8 protein-coding genes are annotated in these 17,622 nt (G+C 39.9%); 6 read left to right on the top strand and 2 right to left on the bottom strand.

What is annotated here, in order from left to right; genetic code table 11:
* Positions 1 to 254: 254 nt before the first annotated feature.
* The 5 genes from hmdC to mvhB all read left to right on the top strand — a co-directional run bounded on the left by hmdC (position 255) and on the right by mvhB (position 6,284).
* Positions 255 to 1,787: a 5,10-methenyltetrahydromethanopterin hydrogenase cofactor biosynthesis protein HmdC gene (hmdC, locus tag HYG87_RS04870; protein ID WP_211534094.1), complete on the top strand. Its 1,533-nt coding sequence runs from the start codon at positions 255 to 257 to the stop codon at positions 1,785 to 1,787.
* A gap of 448 nt (positions 1,788 to 2,235) precedes the next feature.
* Positions 2,236 to 2,664, top strand: coding sequence for a hydrogenase iron-sulfur subunit (locus HYG87_RS04865; protein ID WP_211534093.1), 429 nt, complete (start codon positions 2,236 to 2,238; stop codon positions 2,662 to 2,664).
* A 14-nt stretch (positions 2,665 to 2,678) separates the two neighbouring features.
* Positions 2,679 to 3,605 carry an NADH-quinone oxidoreductase subunit B family protein gene (gene mvhG, locus HYG87_RS04860; protein ID WP_211534092.1) on the top strand — a complete coding sequence of 309 codons (927 nt, stop codon included), beginning with the start codon at positions 2,679 to 2,681 and terminating at the stop codon, positions 3,603 to 3,605.
* A complete protein-coding gene (gene mvhA, locus HYG87_RS04855; protein ID WP_211534091.1) occupies positions 3,605 to 5,026 on the top strand; it encodes a F420-non-reducing hydrogenase subunit MvhA in 1,422 nt (473 codons plus the stop codon). Before mvhG ends, mvhA begins: the two co-directional genes overlap by 1 nt.
* A 19-nt stretch (positions 5,027 to 5,045) precedes the next feature.
* A complete protein-coding gene (mvhB, locus tag HYG87_RS04850; protein WP_211534090.1) occupies positions 5,046 to 6,284 on the top strand; it encodes a polyferredoxin protein MvhB in 1,239 nt (412 codons plus the stop codon).
* A gap of 191 nt (positions 6,285 to 6,475) precedes the next feature.
* On the opposite strand, the gene HYG87_RS04845 is transcribed toward mvhB, so the two are convergent.
* The gene (locus HYG87_RS04845) at positions 6,476 to 6,655 is read right to left on the bottom strand and encodes a CooT family nickel-binding protein (protein ID WP_211534089.1); all 180 of its coding nucleotides are present in this window, start codon (positions 6,653 to 6,655) and stop codon (positions 6,476 to 6,478) included.
* Between the two features lie 254 nt (positions 6,656 to 6,909).
* Here HYG87_RS04845 and HYG87_RS04840 point away from each other — a divergent pair, with 254 nt between their 5' ends.
* Positions 6,910 to 16,263, top strand: a complete 9,354-nt coding sequence (locus tag HYG87_RS04840; protein WP_211534088.1) for an isopeptide-forming domain-containing fimbrial protein — start codon at positions 6,910 to 6,912, stop codon at positions 16,261 to 16,263.
* A gap of 47 nt (positions 16,264 to 16,310) precedes the next feature.
* Here the strand turns inward: HYG87_RS04840 and HYG87_RS04835 are convergent, their stop codons facing one another.
* Positions 16,311 to 17,603, bottom strand: coding sequence for a dihydroorotase (locus tag HYG87_RS04835; RefSeq protein ID WP_320055115.1), 1,293 nt, complete (start codon positions 17,601 to 17,603; stop codon positions 16,311 to 16,313).
* Positions 17,604 to 17,622: the final 19 nt, after the last annotated feature.

The following is a 17,622-nucleotide window of genomic DNA, read 5'->3' as shown; positions in this document are numbered from 1 at the left end:
TTATTAATTCTTTAAATATTAAACTAAGCATTATTACAATTCATATCTAATTCTATTTATAAGTAATAATACTATATTTTAAATTAGTCATATTTAAATATGGGGAATTCCTATAACGAAAATAATCATAAAAAAAGATTCTAAAACTACTATACTTATCGTAGAGCATTAAAACAATACCTATAAATAATTAGATTTCCGATTTTTAATAACTTTATAGAAAATTATATTTAATGAGGATAATGGTGTCTTAAATGCATGAAATGGTAAAGGAAGCAATAAATGATATGAACGTGGCACTGGAATTGAGTAAATCTAAAAAAGATGTTATATCTATCGTGGATGCCATTTCGAGTCTTAGTAGAGAAGAATCCATGCAACTGGGCAAAAATTTTAAAAAATTTCCCCTGGGATGTGATTTAACTGAAATACTGGTTGGAACCTGTGCTTCAGATTTAGAAAAAATTGATTTAATGGGTAACTGTAGAGTGGCAGACATAATGGGGCATGGTATTCATGTCTGTGCATACGCTTTTGCAGATATTGCTGAAAATTATGGAATGAAGCCTCTGGACTTATTTAAAGAGATAAGAGAATCCACTGATGTTCCTATTGATCTGGACCATTTTGGTAAATATGGCCCCATGAGATTCCCCTCAAATATTGTAAGGTGTAGTGGAGATTGTTATTATCAGGGTCCATCACTTAAAGAATGTCCCCGGGGCAGAATACATTCCAGGCTTCTGGAAAAAGAAAAAGAAGGCTTATTTGACTGTGAAGAATGGATAAAACTAGCTTCTAGTGTGGCTATCAACCTTACCAGTGCCCAGGGTGGAGAAGGACACGCGGCTCCTCTAAAAGAAGCAGAAATCGTTGCCCAAATGGCCAAAAAATATGGTAAAGGCATAGAAGCGATTATGTTCATTGGAGATGGCTATGAAGATTTAATAACTGGATTTAGCACTGCTCTGGATATGCAGGCAGATGTAATTGTTCTGGAAGGCGGACCATTTAACTTATCATCTCATCGACTCGATGATTTTGCAAAAGCGGTGGCTATGGCCCGTATACTTGCTCCAGGTAAGGTGGTGGCCACCAATGGGGCCTATGAAGATGAGTGCCGGGTAGGTTTAAGGTCCGGATTAAATGCCATAATTACAGGCTTTCCACAAAATCATCATGGTTATATGTGTGGCTATTCCCCTGGAACTGCCAAAAGAGGTAACTTTGGACTACCACGGGTAATGCAAATCATAAGAGAAGAAATAAATTCTGCATGTGCTTGTGGTGAACAAACCAGAGCACCTATTGGAAAAGAAGAATTAGAAGCACTGGCCGCTGCAGTAAAAGTTGTTGGTCCTGAAAATGTTTATCCTAAAAAAATAGGAGATTCTGTCCTGGGCGATGCTCACTGGGTTTGTATTGCCCAATCTCCATTATATTCAAAGGCCAGAGTTCAACATACCACTTCAGATATAGTAAAAATGGCAGAAAATGGGGAAATTAAAGATAACGTAGCTCTAATGGGGGGCAGATTTGTTTCCTGGGCCATGGCCTCTGCACTGGATGGACTGGTTGATGAGATTATAATCAGTGATATTGATCCCTGGGTGGAAAGGGTAACGGTAGATAATTTGAATTCTGCCTTAAAATCAGATATTTCAAGGGCCAAATCCAATGATAAAAAGGCTCATGATAGTGCTCAAACCTCAATTGTAACTTCTACTATTCCTGGTTTGGCCCAAAAACTATCTAAAAATTTTCAGGGCACTATAAGTCTGGTTTAAAAATAAAAAATACTTTTTTAATCCTAGACAAAAAATTCCAACTCCCTACTTACTTTTTAATATAAATATCCACATTAACTGTTTTTCAGGGCAGGATCACCACTTCCACTAACTATGATAAAATACATAATAAGTATTACTGGATATCATTGACTTCCGGAAATTATGACTATATCTATCTTTTTATTAGCAATAACAATTTAAAATTCATTATTTTATTTTTTTAAGATAAATTGAGCTTCCAATACTTTTGAAAACCCCCCAAAGGTATGTGATTCTAAGTAATACCAATAAAAAAATTATTAATCTTATATATAAAATTTTCGACTTGTGTCCATAAGTAACCTTTATACTAACTTCATTTAAATCCATATAACAAGTACAATTAATAGTACATTTTCATGGTACAATTGATGGTACATTTATGTAATTTCAAGGAGGAAACTCTATGGCTGAGGATGACGTAAAAATTGTAATGTTTTGTTGCAACTGGTGCTCCTACGGTGGGGCTGACACTGCAGGTACCGCAAGGATGCAATACCCTCCCAATGTAAGGGTAATAAGAGTAATGTGTTCTGGAAGAATTGAACCACAATTTGTGTTTAAAGCATTCCGAGAAGGTGCAGATGGTGTTATTGTAGCAGGATGCCACCACGGTGACTGTCACTATGATGCAGGAAACTACAAACTTGATAGGAGAATGAGACTGGTTTACAAGCTGGCAGAAGATATGGGAATTGGTAAAGAAAGAATCTACCACGACTGGATTTCTGCTTCAGAAGGAGAAAAATTTGCTGAAACCGTTAAGATGATGGTTGAAAGAATCAAGTCCTTAGGCGCATCTCCTTTAAAGGAACAAATAAATGTTGAAGCTTAAGCGGAGGAAAAAAAATGGCCGATAAAGCAAAAATAGGAACAATGTGGCTGGGTGGATGTTCAGGTTGTCACCTTTCCATCGCTGATTTTCACGAAGCTCTACTGGATGTAATGGAACTGGCAGACTTTGAATTCAGCCCGGTATTAATGGACACCAAATACGATGAAATTCCTGAACTGGATGTAGTAATCATTGAAGGTGGAATCCGTAATGATGAAAACCGGGAACTGGCAGAAGAACTACGTAAAAAAGCCAAATTCGTAATAAATTACGGAACCTGTGCAGTTTATGGAGGAATTCCGGGTTTAGGAAATTTAAGTACTCCTGATGAATTGATCCAGGAAGCTTACATTAATTCACCAAGTACTCCTAATGAAGAAGGTATCATACCTAATGAAGAAGTACCTCACTTAGAAAGCAGAGTAAGACCACTAAACGAAGTAATCGATGTGGACTTATCTGTACCTGGCTGCCCACCAAGATCTGATGTGGTTGCTCAGGCAGTTCTCGCTTTATTAAAAGGAGAACCTGTAGAACTACCATCTACTAACCTTTGCGAAGTTTGTCCAAGAGAAAAACCACCAGAAGGTTTAGCTATGGACTTTATAAAAAGGCAGTTTGAAATTGGTAAACCTGAAGAAGAAATGTGCTTAATCCCCCAGGGATTAATATGCATGGGACCCGCAACTATATCTATCTGTGGAGCAGAATGCCCCAGCATAGCTATTCAGTGCAGAGGTTGCTACGGACCTACTCCTAAGGTTCAAGATCAAGGTGCCAAGATGATTAGTGCTATTGCATCTGACTACGGGGTAGAACAGGATAAAACTGTTGACCCGGAAGAAGTGGCCGATCAATTAGATGATATTGTGGGCACATTTTATACTTACACACTCCCTGCGGCGTTAGTACCCGTAAAAATGAGGAAGGAGGGTAAATAATGGTTAAACTTACTATGGAACCTGTAACCAGGATTGAAGGTCACGCTAAAATTACTGTGAACCTGGATGATGCAGGAAACGTGGAAGACACTCGTTTACACGTTATGGAATTTAGAGGTTTCGAAAAATTCATGCAAGGAAGACCTGTGGAAGAAGCACCACGGATCGTACCTAGAATTTGTGGTATCTGTGATGTACAACACCACTTAGCTGCAGCTAAGGCAGCAGATCAGTGTTATGGATTCCAGGATGATGAAATTTTACCTACTGCCTACCGGATGAGAGAAATTATGAACTGGGGTTCATTCATGCACTCCCATGCTCTACACTTCTACTTCCTGGCAGCACCGGATTTCATTGCTGGTAAAGACAGAAAAACCAGAAATGTATTCCAGATTATTAAAGATGCTCCAGACTTAGCTCTACAAGCTATACAAATTCGTAAAAATGGTCTGGATATTGTAAAAGAAATTGGTGGAAGACCTATTCACCCTACTTCATCCACACCTGGCGGTATATCCACTGAACTGGATGATGAAACTCAAAAAGACCTGCAACAAAAGGCAGCCCAAAATATAGAACTGGCAGAAGCCACTCTACAAACCGCTATACCTATATTCGAGGAAAACATTGATCTGGTAAATTCCCTGGGCAACATTGAAACCCGACATACCGGTCTAGTTAATAAAGGACTATGGGATGTTTACAACGGTGATGTGCGAATAAAAGACAAAGATGGTAGTATTTTCCGTGAATTCCAATCTGGAGATTACCTGGATACCGTTGCAGAACATGTAAAACCTTACTCCTGGTTGAAATTCCCCTACATTAAAGAATTAGGATACCCTGAAGGTATTTACCGGGTTGCACCTTTATCCCGATTAAATGTTGCTGACAAATTCCCCGAAGTAGCAGTTAAAGCTAACGACTACTTAAAAGAATTCAGAAGCAATTTTGGAGATATGCCTCAACAGACTTTATTATTCCACTGGGCCCGACTCATAGAGATGCTAGCTTCATCTGAACTGGCCGCAAGCGCATTGGAAGAAGATTTATCTGGACAAAAATTCCCTGATGAAATCGAAAGAACTGCAGGTGAAGGTGTTGGAATAGTAGAAGCCCCAAGAGGAACTTTAATCCACCACTACAAAACTGATGATGATGGCTTAATGACCAATGTAAACATTGTAGTAGCCACTATCCAGAACAACCCTGCTATGGAAATGGGTATCCAGAAGGTTGCTAAAGATTACATCAAACCAGGTGTGGAAGTAGACGACAAAATCTTCAACTTAATGGAAATGGTTATTCGAGCATACGATCCATGTCTATCCTGTGCTACTCACACCATTGACAGTCAAATGAGACTAGCCACCTTAGAAGTATTTGACAATGATGGAAATCTGGTCAATAAAATTTAATTTTGCCTGAGGTGGTAAAATGATAGTAGTCAATAAAGAAGACTGCATCCGTTGCGGCGCTTGTGAGGGCACTTGCCCTACTACAGCTATCCAAGTAACACCTGAAAATGTGATTTACTGTGATATTTGTGGAGGAGCACCTAAGTGTGTGGATATTTGCCCGCAGGATGCATTAAAATTAGAAGATATGGTGATGGATGAATCCGGAACCACCCTGGGAAGGATTGTTTTTAATCCTGAGAAGTGTAATGAGTGTGGGGATTGTGTGGATGTTTGTCCTCCTCAGACTCTTAAGCTGGAAGAAGGTAAGGTTAAGAAGATACCTTTACAGGGTTTCTGTGTGATGTGTCAGAAGTGTGTGGATATCTGTCCGGTGGATGTTATCGGGGTGGATGGTGTTAAAGAACCAGCCAAACTGGATGTCCAAATTGAGGGACCTATATTCATCACTGGATGTGTGGGATGCAATATGTGTGTTCCAGAGTGTCCGGTGGATGCTATTACATTGGAAGAAATCGGTGGATCCATTGAAATTGATGCCGATAAATGTATCAAGTGCGGTGTTTGTTCTCAAACCTGTCCCTGGAATGCGGTCTACATCTCTGGTAAGAAACCTGATAAGCGTTCTAAAGAGATGAAGAAATTCGAACTCGATGAGGAAACCTGTATTGGTTGTAACACTTGTGTGGAAGCTTGTCCTGGTGACTTTATTGTTCCTAAGGAGTCTAATCTCACGGTGGAATTACCCGCAATTTGTACGGCTTGTGGTTTGTGTGAGAATATTTGTCCGGTGGATGCCATTGATCTGGAAGTTGAACTGGGACCAGCCAAACCAGCCAGTGAGGATGGATTAGTATACGATGCCGAAAAGTGTGACTTTATTGGTGGGTGTGCTAATATCTGTCCTAATGATGCCATTCGCGTGGTTACCAAAACTGGCATGAAATTACCTGATCAGGTGAAGGTGGATGAAGATCCGTCCTTTAATATGTGTACCCGTTGTGGTGCATGTACCGTATCCTGTCCAGAAGGGGCTTTATCCCTGGTGGATATGGATAAGGTAATTGATGGTAAGGTAGCTAAAAGGAAAAGAGTGCAGTACAACCCCTCTCTATGTAATGAGTGTGGAGACTGTATAGATGTATGTCCTTACGACATGTTGAAACTCACCGACGAAAAGGTGCCTCTTAAAGGATTCTGTATACTCTGTGATCAGTGTATACCGGCCTGTCCTAAGAATGCATTGTATTTAAAATAAAAAAAACTGTTTAATAGGTGCAGGTCACCTATTACTTTTTTACTTTTTTTTTGGTTTTTTGGGGAGTTTTTTTTTGAATTGTTAATTTTATAAAAATTAGAGGTTTTATAAAATATTAATTTATCTGTAAAAATAAATTGAAGTATTCAAATTTCAAAATAATATAAAATAAATTTATAGAAAATGGAATTTTATTCTAATTTTATGAATATACTGTGTTTATCCAAATCTATTTCAGAAATAGTCCCTGTTAAATTCTTTTTTTGGTTTAAAATATCCACTAACTCTATTTTTTTACCATCTATTTTAATATTTAATACATCTTCCATAATGAGAGTACCATCAGATTGATAAGCATTTGATTCACACATTTTTTTCACCATTCATTCTTTTATTTTTTCATACTATTATTTCTAATGTGCGGAATAAATGTTTCGGTAAACACAAACAACAAGATTTATATATATTTTAATCTCATATTATGAATAAAATATAGTGAATGTATTTACATTTCATTAATATGATTAAATGATACTCTGGGGGGAAAACCATTAATAAAAAGTATTTAATTTTAGCATTAGTCCTTTTATTTTTTTCAATTTCATCTGTCTCAGCTACGGATAACATGGCAGATGATGATTTTTCAATAGTTAATGATACAAAAATATTAGATATTGATTCGAATAACACTGATAATTCTAATCTTACTCCTTTAGTTGAAATTTCAGGTCTGGTTCAGGATTGTAAAACTGATGAACCTTTACCTGATGTTACCATTCTGGTTAAGAATCTGCAGGGCCTGGAAATGGGACGCACCCAGACCGATGCCCATGGTTTATATAAGGTTTCTTTTTCCAGCAATGATTCTATTTTCAATGTAATAGCTTCTTTAAATGGCCATGTTTCCCCCAGCCAGGAAGTAGAAGTTGAAAATATTAATCAAATTAAAACTGCCCAGGTAAATTTCCATCTGGGACAACCAGCAGTCACGGTAACATCCCCTGGAGAAACATTCATTAATGAAAATTTTCAGATGAGCTTTACTTTTAATAATGAGGCCACCAGTACCGGATTTGGCCCTATTCTGGAACTTATACTCCCCCCCGAGATAAGTTTCAATGCAGCTACCTATCTGGGATCTGCTATAAGATCTACTAACTTAGGAATATTTCCCCTATCAGGAGAACTATTAAATCCTCTCACCAGGGAAATGGTAACTGGAACCCCTGGATTCAGCTTATGGGTCCTGGAATATCCCTTTGGTAGCTTCACCCCGGACCAACCACCAGCAACTCTCCTGGCAAGCTTCACCATGGCTGCCAATGCCACCCTGGGCGTACCACTAAATGTGACTACCAACCCCATTTTCAGATTTGGTAATACGCCTCTGGATGACCCCACTACTGATCCTCCAATACATGGTAACACTGTGGTTACTACTGTAACTCCTACTGTTATTCGTCTTACTAAAAATGCTATAATGCCTGAAGATGAAACTGCCACTGGACCAAATTATCCTCGCACTTACCAATTAATTTTAGACATAGCAGATGGAGCCACACTAACCAATGTTAATGTTACTGATTTACTTCCATCCAATTTACAATTCATACAGGTTATAGATGCTGCCGGAGGAACCATAATCAATACGCCCTCCCTGACCATACCGGGAGGGAACTTGACTATCAACTTCCCATCAATTACAGGTGTACTTGGAGTGGACCGGGTAATCACATACCAGGTATATGCTCCTGAATTTGACAACACCCTTCAGCCTGTAATCGATCCCAATACTGGTGCTCCTGTACCCTCCTTTAATAACTCTACTGCCCAAGGAAATTATAATGGAACTACTGTAACTTCAGATGGTCCCTCAACAGAATACACGGTGACTTTAAAATCTCTGGCCGTGCAAAAATCTGTCAGTGACTTAAGTGGTCCACCTACCCGACCTACCAATACTTTAGAATACACCATAAACTTTCAAGTATCGGATTACTTCCAACTCCGTAACGTAACCCTAACCGATGTAGTGGGGGATGGTCAAAGCTTCCTCTCATCTTTTATTCCTCTTTTAAGAATAACTGAAAATGGAACCACCACTAATCTTCCCTTCGTTCCAAGTAACTATGAAGTTACTCATAACAATATCACTGGAACCTGGACCATAATATTTTATGTATCCAACCAGCTCCTGGATTGGGGCCTGGATGAGGTTCTTACCGGGGGCTTATATAACAATCGCACTGATAACCGGGGACCAACTACCGGAACCATAACCTTCCGTACTATTATTGATATTGAATATGAAGATCCCGCTAACTTCCCGTCGGGGGATCCTTTACTAACTTCTAACGATGTAACCACCAACCAGGTTACTGCTAATGCAAACCTTACTCATAACCACCACCCTGTAAGTGATGGAAGTGGTACTTCTGTTGTAATTGTGGCACCAACTATTGAAAAATCCATATATGCCATTAATGGCAACACAACCATTGGAAACCCTCCTTACTTTTTAAAACCAGGGGATGATGTGACCTTTTCTTTAAAGGTTTGGGTACCCACCACCAACCTGGAGAATTTTTCCATTGTGGACTTTTTACCCATACCCTTCTTTAATGCCACTCAAGTAACAACTAATATTGCTCAGGGAAACACACCTCCCGGAGCAGGAGAGTGGAGATTGGCCGCTGATGATACACTTAGCACTTTCCTGGGATTCTTACCCACCTTAACCACCAACGCCACGGATAATAACCTGATATTTAATTATGGTCTGGTAAATAGTACTGATCAAATAACCCGGCTGGTACATATACTCTTCACAGTCACAGCCACCAATGAGCCCATGGCCGATGAACTCTATCTTACCAATCAGATGAATATCATGTATGATAACTCTCCCGGGGACATGTTCTCGGATAACGCCATCATACAGTTTATCACCCAGCAACCAGTACTTGTTATTACCAAAGGAATATCTGGCACTACCGGCTCGGGAACCATTACTCCAGATCCCAGCATATTACCTGTAAATGGAGATTTAAATGGTGCAGATGCAGGCGATAAAGTCACATATGTTATCACCGTGGAAAACCAGGGTAGCTGGAATGCCTATGATGTTATAATCAGGGACAACATCCCTGCTGGATTAATAAACCCCACATTAATTAGTGTAATTTACGGAAACGGAACCCCCATCACCAACTTCACTGGTAACTTGTTTGCTGCTGGTGGACTAATACTCAACAACATACTTTACCGCAATGACGGTACCAAAGGACCTCCTTATGGAAATGACACGGTTTTCATAACCTTCACCTTTGATATAGCTCCGGATGTTTATCCCCGACAGGTGATAAATAATACTGCGGAAATTTTAAACTTTGCTTCCACACCTGATGGACCCAACTTTGTTCAAGATCAGTCTTTATTCCAGGATCAAGCCTGGGTAACTATAGCAGATCCTACCATTTCTAAGGATTTGGTAAATAGTACCGATCCAGGTACCAGTGGAAATAATCTGACCATAGGGGAACTAGGAACCTTCCGATTCCTGATTACGTTACCTGAAGGTCAAATGACAAACTTAACCATCACCGATTTACTACCTGCAGGAATAATTTACACCGGCAACTACGTTTTAAATTTAACTGGATTTAATGGAACTCTGGGTAACTTGATTGTGACCAGTGTGGGAAACACCATCACTTTCCTCTTTAATGGAACTACTATCGTTAACCCGGATAATCTGAATGAAACTAACAGCTTTTATATAGATGTGGATCTGGTGGTGGAAAATAATGAAACAACCAATCCCCGAACCCCCTCATCTCTGCCTAAAACCAACACAGTGAGGCTGGACTGGGATGAAAACCCTGCAGCACCGGTAAGTGCTAACTATAATTTCAATGTTTTACAGCCCTGGTTAAATGTGGTTAAAACCATCTTACCCAACCCGGTTTCCGGGGGCCAGCAGACAACTGTAAGATTGAATCTCAGCAATTCTGGATTATCACCAGCTTATAATGTGGTTATAGTGGATCCTTTAAATGGAACTGCCTTTAACTGGACCACAGTCACCTCAGCAATAACCCCTCCAGGATTCACCTTTAATTATAATAGTTCCAGTGGAATAGTTACCTATATTGGAGGTAACATAAATCCGGGAGAATCTCTAAATTTCACCTTTAATGTGAATATAATGGATGATGTTAAATCCAACTCCACCTTTTTAAATACAGCTACCGCCACATACGACTCTTTAAGTTCAACTACTACTCCTCGAGATAATAATAGAGAATATACATCTCAAGGTAGTACTAATCTTCGTACCATTGCACCAGCAGTGGTAAAAGGCGTGTTTAATACATCTGAACCGGATTCTACTGGCAACAACGTCCTTATAGGGGAAGTAGTAACCTACCGTGTTGATATCACCATACCTTCCGGGACCACTGCCAATGTCAATATTTCGGATATAATTAATACCAGACTGGCTTATATTGGTGGGAGAGCATTAATCAGCCGAAGCAGCAGTAATGTCTTTGCTGATGGGTTTATATTCACTTCCACTGGTCTGACAGACTTCCAATCAATTACTCCTACCAGCACCAATCCTTTGATATTTTTCCTGGGTAACATTACCAATAATAATCTGCTTGGAAATGAAACCATCCGGATTCTATTTGATGTAGTGGTGAAAAATAATGTTTCAAATAATGTAAATGGGACCATACCAAATACTGGAACTTTAAATTATACTAATGAGGCAGGACAATCTTTATCTACTTCCAGTAGTGCTCCGGGTCTTACTGTTAGACGCCCGGTTCTTACCATTAATAAAACTGCCACTCCTACCATCCAGCAGGGTGGAGAACCTGTAACCTTTAATATAGTGGTACGTAATACTGCAGGCACTAATATTGCCCCGGTATATGATCTGGTGGTCACAGACATAATCCATCCTAACTTTATAAATATACGGGCCTTAAATGGAACCTTAAACCAGGTTACCATTACCACCAGCAACGTTACCATTACGGCCAACTACACTTTAATTGGAAATAACCTTACAGTTAATATTGATAGGCTTTTACAGGGTCAAAATGTCACTATCAGCTTCATTGCTGATTTAAAAGAAGATATAATATTCAATACCACCACAGCCAATACGGCCAATGTAACCGGTACCAGTTTACCCGGTCCTAATGGAACTGGGGGCGTTACTCCAGGAGCACCAGGTACTGAAACCGGTGAGAGAACTGGAGATCCAAGCCAGGGCACGGTAAATAATATCTGGGCTACATCCACGGTAAATGTAACTTCCCGCTCTCCATCAATTATAAAAAATTCAGAAGGCCTACCACTGGTAAACCGTACCATTGGAGACACTGCAAATCAAACCATAATAGTGGCTGTCCCTCAGGGAACCACCATCCGATTAAGGGTGACGGACCGCATGCCTGTGGGACTAGTAGCCAGCAACTTTACCTATATAATTTCACCTTCCTTATCGGTACAGTATCCTGATCCTATTCCTGTGTTTAATTCCACCAGCAATACCTGGGAATTTGACTTTGGAGAAATTAATGCAACTGCTCCTGGAAATATCACCATTAACTATACTGTACTGGTAGAAAATATACTATCCAATCAAAATGGGCTTAATTTAATAAATAACGCCACGGTTTTCTACTTTAATGGCGCAACTGAAATAAATGGAGGTTCTGCCACCAGCACGGTAAGGGTTATAGAGCCTGACCTGCAATTAATCAAAACTGGTTCTACCAATGTGAATCCGGGAGGCACCGTTGAATTCACCCTTCAGATAAACCACACTAATCAAAGTACCAGCAATGCCTATGATCTGGTACTTGATGATGTCATACCGGGGGGTATGACTTATCTGGATACCACACTTCTTCCTGCAGGATGGCTTGTAGACACCACCCTATTACCTGGATTGGTAAGATTTACCGGACCTTCACTTTTATTGGGTGATAATGCCACCATAATATTCCGCTGTGTGGTGGACAACAATATTTCCCTGGCAGGACAGGACTTAATCAATATTGCTAATTTAACTTACACTTCTTTAAGCGGACCAAGCCCGGATGAGAGAACTTACAACACTACCGACAGTGCCATAGTTCACATACTGGGTGCAGATATCTATATTAATAAAGCCGGACCTCCAAATATTTTCGCCGGCCAACAAATTAACTACACTCTGACTATTGGTAACAATGGTCCGGATACAGCAGTAAATGTGATTCTAAACGATATGATAGATCCTGCATGGTACTCTCTCCTTACTGGAGTTGAATATAACCTGAACGGAACATGGTATGCCTTCTCTAATCCATTAAACCTGGCGCTGGGAAATATTTCAACTTCTCAAATTATAACTATACTGATTAGAGGAAACTTATCATCTGCTGCTCCACTGGGAACCATAAATAACACTGCCCAAGTTACATCTGATACTCCTGATCCGGATCCAGATAATAATACTGCTCAGGCGATTACACAGGTCAATCAACAGGCTGATTTAAATGTAACAAAAACAGGGCCTTCCACTATACTGGCTGGTCAAAAAATTAATTACACCATCAATGTGATTAATAACGGACCTTCTGATGCGCAGAATGTTCAGGTAACAGATTCAATTCCTCCTCAATTAATCAATGTGGAGTACTCTGTAAATGGTGGTATTAACTGGATTAACTGGCCGCCAGCATTAGGCTACATTGACCTGGGCACACTCTCAGCTGGAGGATCACAGGAAATACTCCTTAGAGGAGATGTTTTATCGTCGGTGGCTAATGGAACTCTGATAAATAATACGGTGAACGCCACTACCACCACACCAGATCCTACCCCTGCTTCAGATTCTACCACAACCCTGGTAAATACTCAGGCAGATATTAATGTAACTAAAAATGGCCCTGCATCTATTGTTGCCGGAAATACAATTTTATACTCCATCATTGTAGTAAATAATGGACCTTCTGATGCCCTGGATGTTCGTGTATTTGATGCAGTACCTCCTCAATTAATCAATGTGGAGTACTCTGTAAATGGTGGTATTAACTGGATTAACTGGCCGCCAGCATTAGGCTATATTGATTTAGGAATACTCACTGTAAATGAAACCAGATCTATACTGCTTAGAGGTACTGTAAATCCATCCACTCCTAATGGAACCAATCTTAATAATACAGTGACGGTTACCACCACCACACCCGACCCCACACCCAATACAGATACTGTAATTACCAATGTAAACACCATAGCAGACATATTCGTAAATAAAATGGGCCCTGCTAGTGGCACTGCCGGTGAAGATATTATTAAATATACTCTGGTGGTAGGCAATAACGGCCCCTCCACAGCAGAATCAGTTATCCTTTATGATAACCTTAGTTTCCTCATAAATCCAGAATATTCCCTGAATGATATAAACTGGTTTACCTGGACAGGTTCCTTAAACCTGGGCAACTTAACCCCTGCATCTATAACCACCATCTTTTTAAGAGGACTAATACCTGCTGATGCTTTGGGTGTTTTGAATAATACGGCGTTGGTTAATTCCAGTACTTTTGATCCTTTCTTGGAGAATAATACGTCTAGTGTGGTTACTGATGTGTTGACGGTTGCGGATGTTTTTGTGGTTAAGGAGGCTCCGTTTTCGGTTGTTGCTGGTGAGGAGATTTTGTTTACGGTTAATGTTGGTAATGTGGGTCCGTCTGTTGCTCGGGATGTTGTTTTGGTTGATGTGGTTGTTTCGTCTGTTGCTAATCCGTTTTATTCGGTTAATGGTGGTTTGGATTGGTTTGGATGGACGGGTATGTTGGTTTTAGGTGATTTGAGTCCGGGTGTTATTCTGGAGGTTTTGATTAGGGGAGATGTTTTGGCTGATGTTTTAGGTGAGATTAATAATACGGCGTTGGTTAATTCCAGTACTTTTGATCCTTTCTTGGAGAATAATACGTCCAGTACGGTTACTGGTGTGGATACGGTTGCGGATGTTTTTGTGGTTAAGGATGGTCCTGTTAGTGCGGTTGCGGGTGAGGATGTTGTTGAGTATTCTATTGTTGTGGGTAATGTGGGTCCGTCTGTTGCTCGGGATGTGTTTTTGGTTGATGTTGTTCCTGGTTTTGTACTGAGTCCGGTTTATTCGGTTAATGGTGGTGCCTGGTTGTCTTGGTTGGGTTCATTGTTTATTGGTGATTTGTTGCCGGGTGAGGTTTGGAATGTTAGTATAAGGGGAGATCTTTCTGCTGATGCTTTGGGTGTTTTGAATAATACGGCGTTGGTTAATTCCAGTACTTTTGATCCTTTCTTGGAGAATAATACGTCTAGTGTGGTTACTGATGTGTTGACGGTTGCGGATGTTTTTGTGGTTAAGGATGGTCCTGTTAGTGCGGTTGCGGGTGAGGATGTTGTTGAGTATTCTATTGTTGTGGGTAATGTGGGTCCGTCTGTTGCTCGGGATGTGTTTTTGAGTGATGATGTGCCTGGTTTTATTCTTGATCCGGAGTATTCTGTGGATTCTGGTGTTAGTTGGAATGTTTGGTTGGGTAGTTTGAATTTGGGTAATTTGAGTTCGGGTAATAGTGTCGAGGTTTGGATTCGTGGTTTGCTTTCGTCTGATGCTTTGGGTGTTTTGAATAATACGGCGTTGGTTAATTCCAGTACTTTTGATCCTTTCCTGGAGAATAATACGTCCAGTACAGTTACGGATGTGGAAACAGTTGCAGACATATATGTGATAAAAACCGGCACTCCAGATCCCGTACTGGCTGGACATGAAAACCTCACCTACAATATTCTGGTAGGCAATAATGGCCCATCAGTATCTAGAAATGTAATATTGTATGATATACTACCTCCGGTGATACTAAACCCTGTATACTCCATAGATGGGGGCATTTCATGGTTTAACTGGACAGGTAGTTTGAACCTGGGCAATTTTACCCCGGGACAAACAATAAATGTTCTCATACAGGGTCTGGTTTCAGCAGAGGCCAATAGCACCATCAGAAACACGGCCAATGTAACTTCAGATACATTTGATCCCGATCTGGAAAACAATACCAGCACGGCGGATATCCAAATAAAAACAGCAGATATAGGGGTACAAAAAGATACCAGTAAACTCAATCCTAATTACCTGGACGAGATAATGTTCACCATAACGGTAACTAATCATGGGCCAGATCAGGCCACCGGAGTGGAAATAACAGATCTGCTTCCAGATGGCTTAAATTACATTTCATCTATAACCACTCAAGGAGTATATGATTTCACCACTGGAATCTGGCAGATAGGAACCATGGAATTTGGAAATTCAGCAATTTTAAATATAATTGCTAAAGTGGTACAAACTGGAAACATAACCAATACGGCTACTAAAACTGCAGAAAACGAATACGATCCTAACCCTGATAATGATCAGGATTCAGTAACCCTTGAAGTCCCACCTGCAGCAGATCTGGCCATTACTAAAACAGTAAATGATCTCAGGCCAATACTATATGATACCATCTTCTTTACCTATATCGTACAAAATAGAGGCCCTGATACTGCAGTAGATTCCCGGGTGATAGATGTACTGCCTGTCGGTTTACAATATGTATCTTCTGTGGCTAACTATGGTTCGTACAATCCTATAACCGGTATATGGAGTATTGGAAACCTGCCAAGAGGGGCTATTGCCGAGCTTACAATAACCACCATTGTGACCCGCACGGGCAACATTACCAACACTGCTAAAGTGGAATCACTGACCTATGATCCTATCCTGGATGATACAGTATCTTCAGTTACCATCGAAGTCCAGCAACCAAAACCAAAACCAGATGATGATGGAAAAGTACCTATGCAGGAAACGGGAATACCATTAACAGCAATATTAATGGCTTTAATTCTCATAGTGGGAGGATTAATAGTTCCTCTAAGAAAAAAATAGAATATTGATAAAAAAAATATTCTATTAAGCTTTTTTTTTAAATCAAATTAATCAGGGTAAACATAGCGTCCTTTGTTTTCCATAATTTGCCCTTCTTCCATAATAACATTCCCATGGGATAGGGTCATAACTGGAGCCCCTTTATATTCCCATCCTGAAAAAGGAGTATACTCTGCCTTGGTATAAAAATCATCGGGATTAATCTTACCCTCTAACTTAAGGTCAAGTACCACCATATCTGCATCCATCCCTTCTTTTATATACCCTTTATTTTCTAAATTGAATATTTTCGATGGATTTTCACATAAAAGATTTTTAATTTGATTCAGAGTTAAATTATTTTTATTCATCTGGGTTAATAATAAAGGAAGAACTGTTTCAAGACCGGGAATACCGGGAGCTGCCTCCCAAACACCTTTTTCTTTTTCTTTCAGAGTATGGGGGGCGTGATCTGTGGCAATAATATCTATTTTATCCAGCAGTGGAAAAGAAATACCCTCCTCTTTAGACCGCAAAGGAGGGTTGGTTTTTGTTAGATTACCCCATTTTTTAAATTCTGAAGAATCAAGTAAAAGATGATGAGGTGTAATTTCACAACTTGCCGGCACACCTTCTATTTTTTTAGAATTAATTAACTCTAAAGCCCGGGAGGTACTTACATGGCAAATATGTATTTTTTGCTGGAACTTTCGGGAAAGATTCAGGGCCTGATCTACTGCTAATACTTCTGCTTTAGGAGGCCGGGCCAGACTGTAATCAAATGCTTCGTTTTTATTTTTATCCTGAAGCTTTTTGGTACAATCATTAACCATTTTTTGATTTTCTCCATGAAGGGTCAGTGGAATTTCAGAATCTAAGGAGGATACCTTTTCAAAAACCTGACCTAAAAATTCATCACTGCACAGGTCCATAAATAATTTAAATGAAGCTGGTTTTTGGGGAGCAATTTTTTCAATTTCCACCAGATCACCTGCTCCGGCATGCAGTGCAAAATCAACCATACATTTTTTGGAGGCTATTTCTTTTTTTTCCTTAAAAAAACGGGCGGTACTGGTGGGAGGAATAGTGTTGGGCATATCCATAATGGTGGTAAACCCCCCATGGGCCGCTGCCTGGGAACCACTTTTAAAATTTTCCTTATAGGTTAAACCGGGATCTCTAAAATGGACATGCACATCTATTAAACCAGGCAAAATCACCTTCCCTTTAATATCAATCACCTTATCTGCCACCAGAGGTGTTTTTTTCAGGGCCATAATTTTGCCCTGTTCAATACCCACATTATACAGTCCCTTGCGGGGGTGGAGTTTACAGTCTTTTAAACATAGATCATATATCATAACTTGCACCAGTTCTGTT

It is taken from the genome of Methanobacterium alkalithermotolerans (assembly GCF_018141185.1).
In the GTDB taxonomy this organism is placed as follows: domain Archaea; phylum Methanobacteriota; class Methanobacteria; order Methanobacteriales; family Methanobacteriaceae; genus Methanobacterium_F; species Methanobacterium_F alkalithermotolerans.
This window is presented reverse-complemented; position numbering and strand designations above follow the sequence as displayed.